The organism is Paenibacillus silvae, from assembly GCF_014639235.1.
Classification (GTDB): Bacteria; Bacillota; Bacilli; order Paenibacillales; family Paenibacillaceae; genus Paenibacillus; species Paenibacillus silvae.
Window position 1 is genome coordinate 1 of record NZ_BMFU01000024.1, and the last position, 19,638, is coordinate 19,638.

Annotated in this window: 15 protein-coding genes; 1 reads left to right on the plus strand and 14 read right to left on the minus strand. The window is 48.6% G+C overall.

The window, feature by feature from the left end; genetic code table 11:
- Positions 1–295 precede the first annotated feature (295 nt).
- From IEW26_RS29410 to IEW26_RS29465, 12 genes are all read right to left on the minus strand, one after another.
- Complete coding sequence (locus IEW26_RS29410; RefSeq protein WP_188594935.1) at positions 296–1,048, minus strand: amino acid ABC transporter ATP-binding protein; 753 nt, start codon at positions 1,046–1,048, stop codon at positions 296–298.
- A gap of 33 nt (positions 1,049–1,081) precedes the next feature.
- Positions 1,082–1,741: an amino acid ABC transporter permease gene (locus IEW26_RS29415; RefSeq protein WP_145403604.1), complete on the minus strand. Its 660-nt coding sequence runs from the start codon at positions 1,739–1,741 to the stop codon at positions 1,082–1,084.
- Between the two features lie 180 nt (positions 1,742–1,921).
- Positions 1,922–2,692, minus strand: a complete 771-nt coding sequence (locus IEW26_RS29420) for an amino acid ABC transporter substrate-binding protein (RefSeq protein ID WP_188594936.1) — start codon at positions 2,690–2,692, stop codon at positions 1,922–1,924.
- Between the two features lie 126 nt (positions 2,693–2,818).
- Positions 2,819–3,319 (minus strand): DUF4825 domain-containing protein, encoded by a 501-nt coding sequence (locus tag IEW26_RS29425; protein WP_229730103.1) that lies wholly within the window; start codon positions 3,317–3,319, stop codon positions 2,819–2,821.
- Positions 3,320–3,375: 56 nt separating this feature from the next.
- The gene (locus tag IEW26_RS29430; RefSeq protein WP_188594937.1) at positions 3,376–4,080 is read right to left on the minus strand and encodes a permease prefix domain 1-containing protein; all 705 of its coding nucleotides are present in this window, start codon (positions 4,078–4,080) and stop codon (positions 3,376–3,378) included.
- Positions 4,077–4,436 carry a PadR family transcriptional regulator gene (locus IEW26_RS29435; RefSeq protein ID WP_145403608.1) on the minus strand — a complete coding sequence of 120 codons (360 nt, stop codon included), beginning with the start codon at positions 4,434–4,436 and terminating at the stop codon, positions 4,077–4,079. Before IEW26_RS29435 ends, IEW26_RS29430 begins: the two co-directional genes overlap by 4 nt.
- Before the next feature lie 204 nt (positions 4,437–4,640).
- Positions 4,641–6,146 (minus strand): alpha-glucosidase/alpha-galactosidase, encoded by a 1,506-nt coding sequence (locus tag IEW26_RS29440; RefSeq protein WP_188594938.1) that lies wholly within the window; start codon positions 6,144–6,146, stop codon positions 4,641–4,643.
- 376 nt (positions 6,147–6,522) lie between these two features.
- Positions 6,523–7,287: a carbohydrate deacetylase gene (locus tag IEW26_RS29445; RefSeq protein ID WP_188594939.1), complete on the minus strand. Its 765-nt coding sequence runs from the start codon at positions 7,285–7,287 to the stop codon at positions 6,523–6,525.
- Between the two features lie 27 nt (positions 7,288–7,314).
- Positions 7,315–9,237 carry a beta-glucoside-specific PTS transporter subunit IIABC gene (locus tag IEW26_RS29450; protein WP_188594940.1) on the minus strand — a complete coding sequence of 641 codons (1,923 nt, stop codon included), beginning with the start codon at positions 9,235–9,237 and terminating at the stop codon, positions 7,315–7,317.
- Between the two features lie 186 nt (positions 9,238–9,423).
- The gene (licT, locus tag IEW26_RS29455) at positions 9,424–10,275 is read right to left on the minus strand and encodes a BglG family transcription antiterminator LicT (protein ID WP_188594941.1); all 852 of its coding nucleotides are present in this window, start codon (positions 10,273–10,275) and stop codon (positions 9,424–9,426) included.
- Positions 10,276–10,510: 235 nt separating this feature from the next.
- A complete protein-coding gene (locus tag IEW26_RS29460; protein WP_229730102.1) occupies positions 10,511–11,593 on the minus strand; it encodes an AraC family transcriptional regulator in 1,083 nt (360 codons plus the stop codon).
- Between the two features lie 74 nt (positions 11,594–11,667).
- Entirely contained in the window at positions 11,668–12,282 is a 615-nt protein-coding gene (locus IEW26_RS29465) for a Type 1 glutamine amidotransferase-like domain-containing protein (protein WP_188594942.1), read from the minus strand.
- A gap of 152 nt (positions 12,283–12,434) precedes the next feature.
- Between IEW26_RS29465 and IEW26_RS29470 the strand changes: the two genes are divergently transcribed.
- On the plus strand, positions 12,435–13,052 hold the full coding sequence (locus IEW26_RS29470) for a histidine phosphatase family protein (protein ID WP_188594943.1): 618 nt from the start codon (positions 12,435–12,437) through the stop codon (positions 13,050–13,052).
- Positions 13,053–13,314: 262 nt separating this feature from the next.
- Here the strand turns inward: IEW26_RS29470 and IEW26_RS29475 are convergent, their stop codons facing one another.
- Positions 13,315–15,672 carry a rhamnogalacturonan lyase gene (locus IEW26_RS29475; RefSeq protein ID WP_188594950.1) on the minus strand — a complete coding sequence of 786 codons (2,358 nt, stop codon included), beginning with the start codon at positions 15,670–15,672 and terminating at the stop codon, positions 13,315–13,317.
- A gap of 1,427 nt (positions 15,673–17,099) precedes the next feature.
- Positions 17,100–19,541 carry a glycoside hydrolase family 6 protein gene (locus IEW26_RS29480; RefSeq protein ID WP_188594944.1) on the minus strand — a complete coding sequence of 814 codons (2,442 nt, stop codon included), beginning with the start codon at positions 19,539–19,541 and terminating at the stop codon, positions 17,100–17,102.
- Positions 19,542–19,638: the final 97 nt, after the last annotated feature.

Sequence of the window (19,638 nt, forward strand, 5' to 3'; positions counted from 1 at the left end):
GATTTCGCCATACGCAAGTATCCTAGCTACGCAGGGGCTTGGCCCCTCCTGCGACCGGACTTTCACCGGCTAGAAGATGCGTGCTTAGCTGGGCACGCTAAAATGTTAAAACAAAAACACGTAATCAAAGCATATCGTATGCATTCATTACGTGTTTTCGCACAACTTTATTTAGTTATATGAGCTCAACCGAGTACCATATCCCTCGCTACTCTTGCTCTTGCTCATACTCTCATTCTCACTATTACTATTTACCTTACTCTTACTCTTACTCTTAATTCTGTGCCTCGCCCTGCTAATCCATATCCACCCGCTGGAGGAAGGTTTGTGTGCGGGCGAGTTTCGGAGCACCGAAGATTTGTTCTGGCGGGCCCTGCTCAGCAATTTCGCCATTGTCCATAAAAAAGACACGGTCTGCGACATCACGAGCAAAACTCATCTCATGCGTCACGATCATCATTGTCATGTTCTCCTGCGCCAGCTGTTTGATGACACGCAGCACTTCCCCGGTCAATTCCGGGTCGAGGGCCGAGGTCGGCTCATCGAAGAGCAGGATGTCGGGCTGCATCATCAGGGCACGGGCAATCGCCACGCGCTGCTTCTGTCCGCCGGACAGGTTAGCCGGATACGCATCGGCCTTGTCCGACAGCCCCACTTTCGCAAGCAGCTCCATGCTGCGGGTGCGAATGGCTTTCGAATTTTCCTTTTTCAACGTCTTCGGTGCGAGTTCCAGATTCGCCAGTACCGTCAGATGCGGGAACAGGTTAAAATGCTGAAACACCATGCCCATACGATCCGTCATGTTCCGAATCTCATCAGCACTCGCATACCGTCCATCGTCCACGAGTGTCTGATTCTGGATACGAATTGTACCGCCCGTAACATCCTCCAGGTGGATCAGGCTGCGCAGCATCGTGCTTTTGCCCGAACCGGAAGGTCCAATCACCGCAATCACTTCACCTGGAGCCACGTCAAAAGACACCTGTTTGAGCACATTAAGTGTGCCAAATGATTTTTTCAACTGTTTAACTTCTATACTATATGTCATATGCAGACAGTCCTTTGATTAATCAGATTGGATTTATTCATGGGAGAAGCGTTTCTCCAGAGCCTTGAACAGCAAAGTAAGCACCAGGGTCATAAGCAGATACATGATCGCCGCTACAAAAAACGGAATTAACTGCAAATCCCGATTTACTGCGGCTTGCGCATAATACAGCAGTTCAGGTACAGCTACAGCGTAGAGCAATGCCGTATCTTTCACCAACGTAATCGCTTCGTTCGCTGTCGCAGGCAGTACGACACGAATCATCTGCGGGATAATGACTTTGACCATCGTCTGCCACTTCGTTAATCCAAGCACCTTCGCCGCTTCATGCTGGCCTTTATCAATCGACAACAAGCCGCCTCGGAAAATCTCGGCAAAATAGGCTGCATAGTTCAGCACAAAAGCAATTCCCGCTGCCACGACTCGATCGAACACCAGATATTCTCCGATGACCGGAAGGAGCGGCAGTCCAAAGCAGAAAAACAAAATTTGCAGCAGCAGCGGTGTCCCGCGCATCACATAAACATACGTATGCGCAATCCAGGCCAAAGGCTTGAACCTGCTTCTCATTGCTAACGTGATAATGAATCCAAGTGGAACCGACAGAATGATCGCAACCAGAAACATAAAAATCGTCGTCTGAGCACCCTCAAGCATCGGTTTTAAAATGGTCGATATATAATCCCAACTCATATGAAGTCTCCTCTAATCCGTTAACCCCGCACTCCTCGGAAGCTTATCGCTCCAGCGTGGAATACGGGGTCATCATTTTCGTGAGTGCTCTCTATATAAGAGAACGGCCCACATCGTTATATGTCAGGTCAACGGACCTGTCTGATCTCATCCTGAATGCAAATACTTTATCGCGTCAGATTACTTCAGAACCTTGTCTTCACCAAGCCACTTCTTGGAGATTTCAGCGGCTTGGCCATCTGCGTTCAGCTCATCCAGCGCCTTCTGCAGCTGGTTCAGCAGCTCTTCATTGCCTTTTTTGATCCCGATGCCGTACTGCTCAGGGGCAAGTGATTCATCCAGCAGCTTGAAGGTGCCTTCTTCTTTGGACATATAATATCTTGCAACCACTTCGTCAATGATCACAGCATCCAGGCGTTTCGTCTTCAGGTCTGTCAGAGCAAGCACGTTATCCTTGAACTCGGACGCTTTGACCTTGTCCTTCAAAGGACTAGCCGCAAGCGCATCTGCCGCTGAGGACAGTGCTTGTAAGCCTACATTTTTACCATCCAGCTCATCCAGCTTCGTGATCGGAGAGTCCGCGAGTGTGATTGCAACCTGACTGTTCTCCAGATAAGGCTTGGTGAAAAGCACCTTCTCTTTGCGCTCATCCGTAATGGTATATCCGTTCCAGATCATATCAATTCGTCCGCTGTTCAGCTCCGACTCCTTGGAAGACCAGTCAATTGGCTGGAACGTTACCTTTTTCCCCATTTTCTCGGCAACAGCACGAGCATAGTCAATATCAAAGCCTACAATTTCATTCTGCTCATCCCGGAATCCCATAGGCGCAAATTTATCGTCAATACCGACAATAATCGTGTCATCGTTTTTGCTTGCAGAGCTCGAACAGCCTGCCATAATGACCATACATATGCTGATAAATAATAGTAAAATCGCTTTTTTTCTCATCTTTCGTACCCCTCCATGTCTATGACCAAGCCAAACGCTTTAGTTCGTTACCACGTTATCAGAGCTTATAATAACATAGCATGAGAGAAGAGTCGAGCATCTTGCCCATTTTTCAGCAATGTATACCTAATATTTGTAAACGATTTGTGAAAATGCAGCCTGCACCTGCGCCGGTTCCACCAGCTTCTGGCGAACGATCGAATCCCATTGCTCCGGCTTTTGCAAAGCTTTAAGCTCCATTCCAGCCCACTGCTCAGCCCGCTTACGGTCAAGTACAATCCGTGTATCCTTGAATTGATAGGCAACCTGCCCCAGATTATCAATCAGGACGAAATTCGCAACCGAGTTATACACAAGTACCCGTTCAAGCTCTACTGCGTTCATCTCATCCGTGTTCATGCTGTAATTGATTTGAGCTGTGAACGTCTCCGGGAACAGCTGATAACCGTCTAATTGCTCATGCAGCGGCAGATTCTGGTTCAAGTGGCTGAGATTCGAGAAATTGCCCATGTAGGCATTCTGATATTTAGTCACGGCAGTAAAATCATGCGTCAATGGATGCTTCTGCTGCTCTTCATACCTGCTCTGCTCTGCTGCAAGCCTCGGATTAACAAAACCCTCCACCACAATCAAACTGATTATTCCTATCACCAAAAGGCAAACAATCCACACGTTTCTCGCCTTCATACGCCATCACTCACTTCATGTGTGCTAATAATCCGGTATGCCCGGTGTACAATTAGAGGAACAATGATGCTAAGCAGGGGTACAGCAAAAGCAATCAGGATAACAGCCAGCTGGTAAGGTCCATCCACCTTAATCGGTCGGTCAAACCAGATATTGCTTCCGAATTGCAAAGCCGCCTGCGTCCCCCACAGCGCAAGCATGACACCTGCCCACAGCCACCACACTCTGCGCTGCCACTGCTTCAACAGCGGCATACGGATGCGTATTGTTTTTTGACCCAGAGAAGATTCGTTCTCTCCGTTTCCCCTATTACTGATTAAATAAAATACATAACCTGCCCCCACGACCAAACTTACGATCAGGAGTAAATTGTTCAGTGCCATACCTTCAAGCATCACTCGCATAGGGATGGTAACAATCCAGGCCACAAGACTGTAAATCAGGGCAGATTGCCATAATGTAATCCAATATGGAATACGTTTCACGGTTCGGTAGTCACCCATCACCTGCTCCACACCCGAGATATGCTGAATCGCTGTCTGAAACGCCTGCTCCTCACTCATCCCCTCTGATAGATAATCTTCTATCCGTGCCTTCAGGTTGCTGCGAATTTCTTCCTTCAGTTCCCGATGCTCCAGCGTCTTCCGGGTGCCTGCAAACAAGCTGTGCAGATGCTGATCAATCCGTTTTTCAAGTCTCATCCTTGCTCCTCTCCTTGTTCACCCGACGCAATCATGCAATCGATTAATGTTTTGGCCGCATGCCAGGCCTGTACCTGCATCTTATAAGCTTGACGACCCAGACTCGTAATCCGGTAATATTTCCGTCTGCCGCCCTGTGTCTCTTCTCCCCAGTATGACTGCACGTACTCTCCCTTCTCCAGTCGTTTCAAGCTGGAATAAAGCGTAGGTTCCTTGAGTTCAAACTGCTCTCCGCTTTTTCGGTAAATTTCCTTAATAATGCCGTATCCGTAGTTATCCGCTGGAATCAGCACGCTCAATATGATCGGATCGATATTTCCTCGAATCAGATCACTGTTGATCAATTGTATATCCATCTGTGGGTTTCACCGGCTTTCCTTCTTACCATCATTTATATGTATAGCATAAGACATATTACTATGTCTGTAAAGGTAATATGTCTTATGCTGTATAAAAAAAAGACGAAGCAGCACCATTGCTGTTTCGTCCCTTGTAATTATCTAAGTAAATTTCACCCTTATGATCATCGTTTTGGCTCGCGGTCTGATTCCTGTTGTAAACTATTGCTGAACCTTCTCGCGATCCTTGCCTTTGTCCGATTCCCCCGCGTTTTTGTTCGCGGCGTCCCGGTCCTGCTGCATCTCTTCCACGGTTTTGACTTTAAGACGTGCGGCTCCTTCGTATGCCTTGGTTGAAAGAAGATTGCCCGCTGCAAGTCTCGCTTCAGCAGCCTTGATGGCTTCATCGTATTGAGGCAGCCACTGCGCCTGCGCTACCAGCATCTCGTCGACCATCTGCCAAATTTCCTTCGGATTGCAGACCGCACCGACCAGCGGGTCCATCATAAATGCCTGTCGCAGCAGCTTGTCGTCTCCACGTACTGCCGCTTCAACCGCAAGGCGCTGTACCGAAATGCTCACATTACACACCGCTGCCGGCCCCAGCGGCAGATCACCCACATGCGGCATGGAGATGCCGTTGCGGTCCACATAACCCGGTGCTTCAATAATGGCATCATCCGGCAGGTTGGAGATTACGCCATCGTTTACTGTATTGAAATGACCACGGTACACACGCCCTGTCTCCAGCCCTTCAATAATGTAGGAGCCATGTTCTTCACCACGTTTTTCCGCGATATATTGCATCGGCTCATCCTTCAGCCAGTTTGGAAAATCGGTCTCAAACCAGTTGCGCCCCTCCGTACAGACTCGCAAATAGCCACCTGTCTCTCCATTAATCCAGCTCCCGAGATCAATCCAGTCGTTGATTTCCTCCGGGCGTTTCCGGTACCATGGCACGTATTCGCTCAGATGTCCGTTGGATTCCGTGCTGTAATAACCGAAGCGGCGCAGCATGTCGATCCGAACTTTCTCCGTGCGACTGTACTCCGGGTGCTTCTCAAACGCTTCGAGCAAGTCGCCGGTAAGGTCCCTGCCTTTATGCGACGCCTGAATATACCATGTTTGATGATTGATGCCTGCACATACGATATCGACTTCACTTTTTTTCAACCCGTATACTTCTGCAATCTGATGATGACCATGCTGTACCCCGTGACAGAGCCCGATCGTCCGCACACCACCGTATTTATTGCAAGCCCATGTCAGCATCGCCATCGGATTAGAGTAGTTCAGGAGCAGTACATCCGGCGCACTCTGCTCTCGAATGTCCTTGCATATTTCAAGCATCTCGGCAATACCGCGCTGTCCGTACATAATGCCGCCTGCGCATAACGTATCACCCACACACTGATCCACACCATACTTCAGCGGAATATCCACATCGGTTGCAAAAGCCTCCAGCCCGCCCACACGAATGGTACATAACACATACTTCGCGTCTTTGAGCGCTTCTCTCCGGTCTGTTGTCGGCTGAATCTGAATGTCCAGTCCATTCTCCCGAATGTCACGCTGACACAGTTCCGTTACCATGTCCAGATTATGTTGATTAATATCGCAGAAGGCGATCTCGATGTTATTAAACTCCGGTACAGTAAGTAAATCCCGCAGCAGTCCACGGGTAAATCCAATACTGCCCGCTCCAATAAACGCCACTTTAAACGACATGCACATGTCCTCCCGTAATCCGAACCTTGCGGCTTCGGTTAATGGCTTGCTTCATGGGTTCATTGTAGCAATGGAGCGATAGAGAGCGTTATCAAAATCATGACCTGTTCGCCAGCAAGGTGTCAAAAATTCTAACTTATGCACTCTTATATTTCTTATCTTCTATTACTATATAAGTTAAACTAAAGAATCTACACAATCCACTCCGATGACAGACCAACCTTCCAATCGCTGTTATCCCCAGATTTTTTCGATTCCCTTTTCTAAAGGGAAAATCCGGTGATAAAGGCGACCGCTTCGCTTTTTCAGGTTTTTTCTGTCCTCCTCGTTCACGTGTAAATGAATAATTTAACTTATATAAATAGACCTGACTCTTCTACAGCTGGCTGTAGCTGATGAGTTGAATACCCTGATCTCGCACATACTGTCGCAGTGCCGGATTCATAAATAAAACGAGATCGTGCTCACGCTCCTCTACTAGTGATGAGATACTGCGCAGTTCCTCATCCGCATATCCTGGATGTCCAGCAATTTCAACGATACATTCGGTATCTTTATACTGTTCCAACACACCACGGAACCAGGCTTCCTGAAGAGAAGGCATAGCCGGATCACCACATAACATATCTGTAGACCGAATGCCTGCATCCGCAAGCCTTCCCTCCAACTCGCGAGATAAGATATCATCTCTTCTCATGGGAACGTTATATTCCTGAGCCAGCTCTATGATCAAATCAAGCATTTGCGCATCTTTTATACTCACCCCATGATGCGTGTCCAGATGGTTCAGCCTTAACCCGGAAGCCAGAAACTTCTCAATCTGTGCCTTCAGCTCCGCTCTGACCTCCCCGGGATTATAGGACGCAGGGATAAGTTCAGGTTTTCGATAGAAGCGACCTGATTCGTTGACGATACTCTGAACAGCCGAAGCTTCCAGCACAGGGGTCATGAACGTCAGGTTCAAATGCACGCCCATAGCTGTAATGCCCGCTTCAAGGGCCATGGCACTGCTTCGCTCAAAATGTACCGAATTCACCAGGGCTGAGGTATCAGTAATCAGACCTTGTTTCATCCCCACAATGATACCTTCGCTGACTTTCATGGTGATCCCATAATCGTCTGCATTGACAATCAGCTTCATCTTGCTTCTCTCCTTTTCTGTTTACTATTAAGATCGAACAGATAACAGTTCCTCTTTTACAGCAATCTTGCCTTCTGACAACAATGGTGTGACGACATGGAAATGATCGGAATTGGTTACCACAATCGGAGTTGTCAGCTTAAAGCCTTCGTGCTGGATACGATCTATATCAAACTCAATAAGCACCTCGCCTTTACGGACCCGATCACCTTGCTGAACCTTTTGTGTAAAATGCTGCCCTTTCAATCTCACCGTATCTATACCGATATGCATGAGAATTTCAACCCCTTCATCCGAGGTGACTGCGATGGCATGTGCACTTTTCATCGTAACCGAAACGACCCCGTCTACCGGAGATACCAGCTGACCTTTGGACGGAATGATGGCTATGCCTTTCCCCATCGACTCCGAGGAAAACACCACATCCTCCACTTCATGGAGTGGAATAACCGTACCTTCGAGCGGGCTCGTAATCAGGCATTCCATCGCTGTGTTTGTGTTGATGCCTGCTGCGTTTTGTTCCATTTTTCCCGTAGATGATTCAACATTCAATAACCGCTCATTTTCACCTTCCAATAACTGCTTATTTTCATCTTTAGCACCCTGATCCGTCTTCTTACTCTCATAACCAAACAGCACAACACATAGGGCTCCGCCAGCAATAGCCGTTAATACACCGATAATATAGAACAGCATTGGACTCTGTGCCGGCAGTGTGAACACATTAAGGAAAAAATTGAATACAATCAGCTTCACGCCGAGATAACCCATCAGACCGCCGCCGATGGCTCCAGCCGCCACCAAATATATAAGTGTTTTACGATAACGCAGAATGATCCCATACAGAATAGGTTCAGTAACCCCGGACAGTATTGCAGAAAGGAAAGATGAACCACTTAAAGCCTTGAGGTCCTTATCCTTCGTTTTCAGGAATACCCCGAGACCGATTCCCATAGAAGCCGCTACCGATGTCCCCGCAAGAGGTGCAATGAGATCTCCCCCTGCACTCAGATTCCCCATAATAATAGGCACCGTAGCCCAGTGTAATCCAAACAGCACAAGAAAGGACCAGGTTCCCCCCAGAATAATCCCGGCGATAACAGAATTACTGTTAATGAGGAAATTAACGATATCCCCAATCCACTGGCCTACATATTGACCGAATGGACCAATCAGCATAGCTGTGAGCGGGACCATAATGACAAGGGAGAAGAATGGAACCGCGAACAGCTGTACATTTTTATGCATGATTTTTTTCAGAAACTTCTCCAGAACCGCATAGATGCTAACGGCGATGAACATCGGAAAGACCGATGAAGCGTAATTCATTAACGATACGGGAATCCCTAGAAAATGCGTTGTACTGCCTGCTGCTGTCAATGCTGTGAAATTCGGTTCCATTAATGCGGCTCCGATCGCTGCCGCCACATAAGAATTCACATTTAGAACTCTGGCAATCGTAATGCCGAGCAGGATGGGCAAGAAATAAAAGATGGAGTTGCCTGCCGCAGCCAATATGGCATATGTTCCACTATCTACAGCAATCCAGCCCGCTCTTTCGAGCACAATCAACAGCGCCTTGACCAGACCAGCTCCGGCAAATACCGGGATTAATGGCGTAAGACTTCCTGATATCAGGCCAAAGATGGCTGAACGGATGCTCTTCTTTTCTTGTTCAGATCCAGCAGCAGCCCCTGCTCCGTCGAATTCCCCTTCCGCAACGATATGTTTGTACACCTCGGACACGTCATTGCCTACAACAACCTGAAATTGGCCGCCGCTTTCAACGACCTTCAGGATGCCCGCCGTGTTTTCCAACGTCTTTGCGTCGGCCTTCCGGTTATCGTTCAAGACAAATCTTAAACGGGTAGCGCAGTGAGTCAGCGATTGAATGTTCTGCCTTCCTCCAACGCGGTCTACAATGTTTTGAGCCAATTTGAGATGATCCATGTTGTTCCCCCCATACTGTTGTTATATCACTACAATTCACGTCTTACTCCATCATCATCTACAATGACAAAATAAAAACCTGAACTGAAGCTCGTCTACTGACCTTAGTCAATACACAAGCCTCAATTCAGGTTTCGCCTGCCGAACAGTCACAATCCCTTTATATAAAATTTGTATGGAAACCGTTCATTCTTCCGCAAGATCATGCTCACGATTGGTGACCCGATGAATATGGATCATGAAATACACCATTTCTTCATTCGTTGTTTTCTTCTCGTAGTTAATCTCCAGATAGTTTCTAATCTTTCTCGCGCATGCATATGATTCGGGGTACTTGTGCTTCACATGATCATATAACGAATCTCTTTCTTCCGGTATCAACTCATCATGCAAAATTCTGTACGCAAAATATCGCAAGTGTGTGAGGAAACGGCTGTAATTAATCGAGCTTTCGTCCAGTTTGATTCCGAAGTGATATTTGACGATGTTCGCCAGATCGTTAACAATCTTGGTCATCTGATAGGTTTGTTTCATATCCTGCCCGCGCTGCTGTGCATTGACAAAATGAAGGGCAATGGAGCCCGCCTCATCCTCTGGCAGCTTGATACCTGTTTTCTGTTCAATAATGTGCAATGCATTCAGCGCAACCTCGTATTCGGCTGCATAGAATTTTTTGATCTCCCATAACAAAGCGTTCTTTACAATGATGCCTTCAGGAAACCTTCTGAGTGCGAAGCTGATATGATCCGTTAGCGTGATGTAGATGTTGTCACTGAATTTAAGAGCAAGCTGTTGTTCGGCATATTCAATAATTTCATTGGATAACTCCAGATGTTCGGTTGGGATCTCACCAATCAGACTCATCAATTTATCAGACGTCGCTTTTTCAACGACAAACTTTTTCTCCACTTGGGAAAAATCAATAACATCACTGTTATGTTTGTTGTATCCGATCCCTTTTCCCATCACAATCATTTCGTTCCCGTTATCGTCCGTCAATAAAATGACGTTATTGTTAAAGATTTTCCTGATCTTCATCTCCATCACCCCCATCTCATCACTTGCCTGCATAAAAAAAACCTAAATTGAAGCAGCAGCATGTACAACTCATGTCTACTACGAACAATTTAGGTATCGCCTGCCGAACAGTCACAATCCTCAATATATGATATTAAACGCTACATAATTGTCAAATCCGTTGCTTTGAACAAAGGATATCATGAATACCCTTTCAATTCAACATTAAGTTTCTACCAGCCCATCAATCCGTTCCTTACCTTGAATCATCAGGGTAGTTCCACTGAGTGCGCTCTATGGAAGCCCGATATTGAACAGGTGTGCTGCCCGTATATTTTTTGAAAAGCATGTGAAAATATTGCCGGCTTCCTACGCCAACGTAGTCCGAAATTTCGGAGATCGGGATGTTGGTCTGCTGAAGCAGCATCTTGGCCTTCTCCATCCGCAGCATCGTTAGATACTCCGTAGGGGTCTGCCGGGTATAGTTACGGAAAATGCGGTGCAAATATCCCGGATGCAGATTAACTGAAACGGCCATGTCCTTCACCTGAATGCTGCGATCCATATTATGATGCATGAATTCAATCGTACGTTTCACATACAGCTCTGTATGATCCAGTGCGTTCCGTTCCATCTCTCCTCGCAGTCTGGCGATCCGAACGAGCAATTGCATAAATAACGAGCGGACCAGCGTTCCCTGCTCCGGGGAGGTCAGATTTCTTGCTTCACGATGAATGGTGCGCTCTTCAGCGGGAATAACGCCCATTCGAACTGCCTCACTCCCTGAAGCCTCTGAAGCCTCCCAACCTTGGGGTGGCTCTTGTCCTAGCTTGCGCTCCTGTCTTTGCTCCATGAGACCGCGCTGGTCCAGCTCCAGCACCAGGCTTTTCATCGTGTGATACACATCTTCCGGGTCAGGCAGCACAAGATAAGGAGCGGCACAGGTAAGTAAGGTGTGCAGCTCTTCCTCTTCAAGCGCAAGCTGCCGGATGGAGGGCTGTCCGGGGGCCAGACGAACAAAGCCGAATTCTACATTCAGCATTCGGCACGGCACGCCGTCCTGCACCAGCAGCCGGTGGGGAACCCCTGCATCCAGCAGAATGAATTGTCCTTTTTTCAGCACAGCCTGTTGCGAGCTTCCGTCCTTCATCATCACATCCACCCGGCACATGCCTGCCATGATGTACATAATCTCCGTGGAATCATGGGTGTGATAGGACATCTGGTAATTCTCCCACTGCTTGTAATAGTACGCAAAAAAACGCGGCCCACAATCCTCTGTTCTAAGCTGTTCCTGAAAAAGACTGCCCGTCCAGCAGCGAGCCGGATGCATCTCCATCCTGTACACCTCCCTATACCTGCTGTATGGAGTACAGCAGCCTTTATTTTGGAATAAACCTCAAGAGACTGACGTTAGATTTCAACGATTCGATGCTGCTCTCCATTCACGACAATGACCTGCGCATTCGTAATCGGAACAAGCGGCAGGGTGGACTCATATTCCGCAATGACTTGTGCCGCCGATTCAACAAACGGGAAGCAGCCCACATGCGGCACAGGATAAAAATCAACCGCATTCAGCCCCCGGTAATCGGACAACTCCGGAGCTGCAGCACAGTCATCCATAGCCTTCACATACGCAATATCCGGAGCCAGGATGATGGAACCTGCCGACTCCCCGATATAAATTTTCCCCTCTTGAATATGGGACTGGATTAACAAATCTGCTCCGCTTCGACGAAGCTCCTGTAACAGAAAAAAGGTGTTGCCGCCCGATACATAGATCAGATCGCTCTGCTGCAGCTTGCTAGTCACTTCTTCCGGTGTCGCGGTGGATACTTCCAGATCCTCTACGATAAGTCCCCATTTCTCCAAAGCTTCTCTGCCCGCATGTACGTAAGCGTCATAGGACTCCGTGGCAGCAGCTGTAGGGATAAAAGTAACCCTTCTGCCATTGAGCTCCTCCTCCAGTGTATGTAACAAGCCTGCTGTCTCCTCAAACGAAGCCGATAAAAACAATTTTTTCACGTTCTTTAACCTCCGACCTTTTCGATTTCATGATATGATTTCATTATAACCCTTTGGAAACAGGATTCCATATATGCATTATCACAGCTTCTTTGAAAGTGAAACCAAAGAATTGTGCATTCCCAAGACAATTCGTAAAGGAGAATCCATGGATGAGTACAACCTTTTATCTGGTCAGGCATGGTATCAAAAAAAGTGATGTCGGTGATGTGCCGCTTACCACCGAAGGCAATCATCAAGCCCAACTAACTGCCCAATACTTTGCAAACGCTTCATATCCTGTGCATCGGATCATCGCAAGTCCGCTCCGGCGGGCACAAGAAACGGCCCAAGCCATCGCTGCTCTTACCCAAGCTGCTGTAACGGAGGATGCTCGGTTGCGTGAGCGCGCCAATTGGGGCGATGATCCTGAGCAAACCTTTGAACAATTCGTAGCCTTGTGGGACCAATGTACAGCCGACCCCGAATTTATTCCGCATGTCGGTGATTCCGCCAAACAAGCAGGCATGCGCCTCGCCTCGCTTCTGGCCGAATTAGCCGCGCAGGAGCCGGCCGGCAGTCACATCGTACTGGCTACGCATGGCGGGCTGATTACCGATTTTCTGGTGCAAACCTTCTCGGAGCAGGAGCTGAATGGCTGGCATCCCAATTTTCTGATTGAGCAGAAGCGTTTGATTCCCGAATGCTCCATCACCAAGCTGATTTATTCCGATGCACAATTTACGCTGGAGTCTTTTGCTTCAGCAGACCACTTGATGCAAGCGTACTGAGGGATAAGTCCAAGTGCTGGGGCAGGTCACAGATAAACAGAAGGGTTGGAAGCACAAGTTATACAGCAAGCTGTGAGTAGTGACCGGTAAGCTTACTCTTGCTGCTTTTGCACGTCCAACGATATGTGCGGCAATAGCCTTCCCAACATTACAGAACAAAAGCTCTGGAGTATGCCTGCATCATCGTGCACAGGCATATCCAGAGCTTTATCTGTTATATTGAACTATTCATTAATAAAAGTGAATCCTGATCCTTTTTAGGTTATTTATCTCCTTTCCCTTTCCCCGGGGTGTGGTAATGAGGCAATGTCACTTTCGACCAGTCGATATCAGATGCCATATAGAAGGACGGGTAAGATGGCTGATTATACCCGCTATTCTGTCCGGCAATGCCCACGCGGTACATCGCATCATGCATTAATGTATACAGCTTGCGATCTGTCTTCTCCGTGCTCAGATAGATGCGAATGGCTGAGCTGTCCGCTGTACGAACAAGCATCTCTTCTCGCCAGTCTCCGAAGACATCTGCCACCAGCGATGGCGTGCCTTTCGTATGATTATTCGTCAACGTGCCTGTCGCGGTCAGCAGCGTGCCGCGTTTCCAGTCCTTAATCGAAGGGGTGACATCGATAGAACCGTCTACGATCTGGGTGGTCATGTCGGCGGCCCAGCGAATGCTCATGTTGGTTCCGGGCGCCTGATCACTTATTTTTTCACCCTGTGCTGTCCATAATCCAACGGCCCATGTCTCCAGCCCGCGCCGGGTTGGATCAACATCTCCGACCATGCCGCGTCCCGTGTCTTTACCCGTGTATCCACCATAGATTACTTCACCCGTCTTTGCATCACGCAGAGAGTATCCATACGGCGCCCAAGGTCCCCCCTCATGCACCATAAAAATCTCCAGCCCCGGACGATCCGGGTCAATATCTGCAACATGCAGTGCATCGCCGTGTCCCAGACGGGCAATCGTTCCCGGTGCGGCACTCTGAGGTGGCATCACATCGGTGGAGCTATACAACACGCTTCCATCATGGTCAATCGTGGCTGAGCCGTAGATAATCTCGTGTTTGCCGTCACCGTCCACATCCGCCACACTGAAATAGTGTGCACCTTGCGTTGTAATTGAACCGTACTGCGGGTCTGTGCCATCTACTCCATGCGGCCCGTCGTTAAACGGATTTTTCATCGGTGTCCAGCCGCTGTCCACCATCCATTCCTTCCTCAGCTTTTTCCCATCCCAGTTGTAGGCAACCAGGGTGGAGCGGGTATAATATCCCCGTGCAAAAATCGCAGACGGCTTCTTGCCATCCAGGTACGCAACCCCTGCCAGGAAGCGGTCTACCCGGTTCGCTGGCTCAATGCGTGCCATAGCATAATCGCCCCACATCAGGCCGTCATCATGACGTTCCGGCTCGTACGGGACCGTTTGCAGTTCTTTTCCCGACTTACCTTCAAACACGGTAATGTATTCCGGGCCATCCACAATAAAACCTTCAAACTGCCGCAGCTCATTGCGAGCGCTCCGCTGCGGTGCGTACACATCGATAAAGTAGTCTGCCAGACTCTCCGCATCCTGCCGGGATAGAGGATAGCTGTATTTTTTCTCAATCCCAAATGCCTCTTCCAGCGTTGCAGGCCAGTTTCCTTTGACAACCTCCTCATGCTTATGCCAGTTCCTGAACATATCCACAACATGATCGTAGTACCCCTCAGCACTGAGACGATAATCGTGCTCGTTGGTCACTCCTGCCTTGCGGTCTTCCTTCGGCAGTGTGATGTACTTCTGTGAAGTGGGTTTGCCCTTTTTGTTGTATTTGATGATCTGTGTGCCCGGCGCGGTCTTGAACATCAGCTCGGCTTTGCCGTCTCCGTCAAAATCATAAACCATCATCTGGGTGTAATGCGCCCCCGAACGAATGTTAACCCCGAGGTCGATCCGGTACAGCAGTTGTCCGTCCAGCGTGTAACAGTCTACATAAGTGTTGCCTGTGTAGCCTTTTTGTGATACGTCCTTGGCGTTGGAGGGGTCCCATTTTACGAAAAATTCGTACTGCCCGTCTCCGTCCACATCCCCCACGCTCATATCATTCGCTGAATAGGTGTACGCTTCACCCGCAGGTGTTACCCCATCAGCCGGCTTCTGCAAAGGAATATCCATGTACCCGTTTGCCCAAGGTTTGACGGATGCACTGCGTTTGCTTTCTTTGCCTTTGCTGTTGACCGCTGCAACTTCATAACGAGAAGCTGTCGTGCCCGTTCCGTCCACATAGTTCGTGCTATCTGTAACCATAGCAATCTTCCTGCCATCCCGATAAACGTTAAAATCCGTGCCCGTCAGTCCCTTGTCGCTGTGACCCGTCGCCTCATCCCCAAGTAATCTCCAGCTCAGAAAAACACCTTCGGATGTAGCTGCCGCTACCAGCCCGCGATCCAGATTTTCAAGTTGAATGCCTTTCACCTGGCTGCCTCCTTTGTCTTTGGAAAATATCCCGGCCCCGGCTTCCGTATTCTCATTTCCTTGGTTCTGCGCAGCCTGCGCTCCGCTAATGCCGGCAGTCCCGCCCAAGATCAGGGCCAGACTGAGTGTAGATGAAAGCACCTTGGTTGCAAGGGGCATTCGGGAACGTTTGGCGTTTTGGACCTCTTCTTCGTAACGTTCCTCGGATTGCGAGTTTGAATCAGTCTTATTCCCGACACGTCTTATTAATCTGAAGTACATCAAGCTTCACTCTCCTTTGGTTGAAACGGATAAGGATACTGTTATTGCGTTATCAAAATAAAACCCTCAAGAAATGTACACGCTTACATTTTTCCTGAAAAGACACGCTCCTACATTTTACATTGCGGAGGTCTAGCGATATGCATTATCTCAATGCTGTCTGTTCGCCTATCTAATGACTATCTAATTCCCTGCTTTATGCTTATCTGACTCCTGCCTGAGACTTTTATGAGACATCTAAAATTGCCTGTCTGACGGTTGCGCCCGTCCCCCTTCCGAGCTCTATGCTTTGGAGTAGAGTACCGCCCATCGGGTACTATTATAGACATCATCACAGTCTGACCATAGGCAAATATCCGTCCAAAACGGTCAATATTCAGTGTATCTCGTACTTTACTTCGCCTAGAATATATATTTTCGCATTACGAAGCGTTGCTCGGAATTACTCAGTGCTGTGAGGTGCTGCTCAGCGTCTGAGGATACTGCGAGCTATGGCGAAGTACATGAGAATACTGGGAAATACGCGAGATACTTCGAGTTGTACGTGGTACTGCGAAATATTAGAGATCCTGCGAAATATTAGAGATCCTGCGAGATGTGAGATATCCTTCGAAATGTGCGAGATTCTGGGAAGATGTGTGACATCCTGAGAAATGTACGAGCTACAGCAAAATGTATAAGATGCTACAGAGTGTGCGTAATACTCCGAAGAGTGATTCCGGTTAAGGGGGAGTTGCTGTGCATAATGGTGTGGCTTATATGGCACAGTTGGCGTTTTTGAATTCGTTTGGTCTGGTTGGGAAGCTTGGCGCTGCTTGGTGGCAACAATTCTAACGAATCACAGAAGCTCTATTGGACCGTTTTTAGCCCTCACCGAATTCTAACGATTCTCAGTAACCTTATTTCACTGCAAACTAGCGAAAAATGAGCAAATTGGGTAGAATCCATAACAATAGCGTTACTACGATTCGTTAGAATTCAAACGCACCTTATTTCCGCCAAATAAGGTTTCTTGGAATCGTTACACAACAAACAGAGCTGCCCTCCGGTCATATCACGACCAGAACACAGCTCTGCTCAGCCAAATTACCTTAATAGACGCAAGTTAATAGACTCAAGCGAACAAAAGCGAACAACTGACTCATCTGCCGAGACATGCTCGGCACTCCGTTCTCCCCCTGCGCAATGCATTAGGAGTATTGAATGACGCACTCGGCGCATTCATTGGACGCATTGTGCCGCGCACACAACACATCCCAACACATACTCACCTCATCTAACATCGCATCGCATCACTGCCCATTACATCATCTTACAGCCCGTTTTTAAGGCTCAATGCCCCATACAAGGCTGCCACCTTGATAGAGCGTAACTTTGTTCCAATCCTGATAGGATGTTTTGGTAGGATCATAGGAATAATCATTGCTCTCGTCAAAGTTGGACCAGTCTGTTTTGTAGATGCGAAGCTGGATGTCGCCGGACTGTCCGCCAGCAGGAATGCTGCCCGCGCCGGAAGTAAAGCTCAGCTCCACATATCCGTCTCCAAAGGTACGAACGATGTTGGCCCCGCCAACAACGGCCCAGTCAATCGCAGAATCAAGTGCCGCTGTGCCTTCTTTGGAGAAATAATAACGAATTTTCAGGTCACTGAGATTAACTGCGGTGCTGCCCAGGTTTTTGATGTTGAAGAAAGGTTTGATCTGGTTGTCCGTTGCATTGCTATCTCCTGCACGGTATTGCAATACCAGATCACTTGTCGGAGCAACGACGCCTGCCGGTGTTGCAGACACAGCCGCCGAATTGGCGCTTTGTCCAACTGCGTTCACCGCACTCACCACATAATAATAGGTTGTACCATTCGTCAGGGAAGTATCGATATATGATGTTGCAGTCACGTTCGAGGCAACATTAACAAACGGACCTGCTGCGCTTAGTGCACGTTTCACATTATAGCTGGTTGCACCCGCCGAAGCTGTCCACGACAGACTAACCTGTGCATTGCCAGGTGTTGCCGTTAATGCCGTTGGTGCCGCCGGAGCCGTTGCACCTGCTGCTGGTGTTGCCATAACAGCTGACGAATTCACACTTTCACCTGCTGCATTGCTGGCTGTCACAACATAATAATACGTTGTTCCGTTGATCAGACCCGTATTGGTGTAAGTTGTTCCACTAACATTGGCTGCAACCGTCACAAATGGCCCGCTGGCACTCAGCGCACGCTTCACAGTATAACTTGTCGCACCTGATGAAGCTGCCCATGACAAGGTTACTTGAGCATTACCGGCAGCAGCTGTTACAGAAGCAGGCGCTGCTGGTGCTGTGTTTCCACCTGGAGGATTGCCTCCGCTGCTCTCAGGCAGGACAGGGAAGGAGTTTTTCACCAGCTGTACAAATTGATCATGGAACCAGTGACCGGATACCGGTGCGTTAGGCAGTGCACCTGTGAGCACGCCATCCTTCGTTGTATACGTTGGATCACACATCCGGTCGAAGCCTTTACCTTCATTGTTCGGAATTTCGGAGCTGGAGCCATCGGATTCACCCGGTGGTTTTACCCATACATAGGCGTCCAGATGTGCAGGTCCCGGAGCTGCCTTCGGTGCTTCACCGATACCGGCTCCACTAGCGTTACACCAGTTGCCCCGGTGCTCCCGGCGATCGACACGACCGGAGTTCACATAATCATTGATATTGTTGCCCGTAGCTGTGGAAGGACGATTCACCCCGCCCCATCCGTTGCGGCTGGTATCAATGAGGAAACCGGTGCTTGCAGGCCATCCTGCCTGTACAAAATCAGCATACAACTTAGCTGTAAAATCGGTTTCGTCAAAGTAAGGATTCCATTCATAGAACTTGGCCGATCGGATTGGTTGTCCACCAATATTCAGATCCGGGTTGGACAGGTTCGGCTCGGACAACGGTGTTGTATTGGCCGTATTCGTAATGAATCCATCTGCACTGCTCAATCCACCCAGCGTTCCGCCTACCACATCGGTATACAGCGCAACCGCACCTGTGCGGTTGTTATCCCATCCGAGCCAGCCGGAGTGACCGATATCGAGATAGTTGTATACATTCGGAATGGCATGCAGCTTGTCCAGCGCATACTTTATTCCAGCCTCATATATTCCTGTTGAAGCGGCTTGACCACAAGCTGGTGTGCTGAGGTTGGTTACCAGGTTCGGCAGACTATCCGGTTCAATAATGGCGATGATCCGGATGTCCTGATATTTCGGATCGGCAAAAATATCAGCAATTACGTCAATATAATCCGTTTTGTACGTCTGCAAAGCAGCCTGTGTTAAAGGAAGCTCCCCGTTCGAGGCGAGGGCGTGACAATCCCGGCCTGGCAAATTGTAAATAACGAAGGACGCCGTAATCGGTACGCCCGGCTTCTTCTGGGCTAGCACAGCATCAAGATGCTCCTCCACGCTCTTGCGGCCAGCGTTCTCGGCCCCGCCATAGATGGCAGCAATCCGGTCAATCCATACCGCTGTTGGATAGGATTTTACCGTCTCCATCTGTGCTTTCAGCTTGGCATCACTGGTGAGAGCAATGGAGGTATCCACAAGCGCAGAGTAATCCTCATTAAGGTAAGCCGTTGCGCCAACAAAAGGATTATTCACATGTGCTTCAGCTGCCTGCGTCACGCCTGGAGACATGCCTGGAAAGATTCCCGCTGCCAGCAAGGCAGCCGCCATCATTTGTTTTACACCTTTACGCAGCAACTTCTTGCCTTTCGATTTTGTCTTCAATGTTGTCTTCATAGTTCCACCTTTCCCTTATATAAGATTGAATTGGACTCGTGTCCGCTGTTCCTCTGTGTGTAAGCAGGATGCATGGCACAAAGAGCTTCAAACCTAT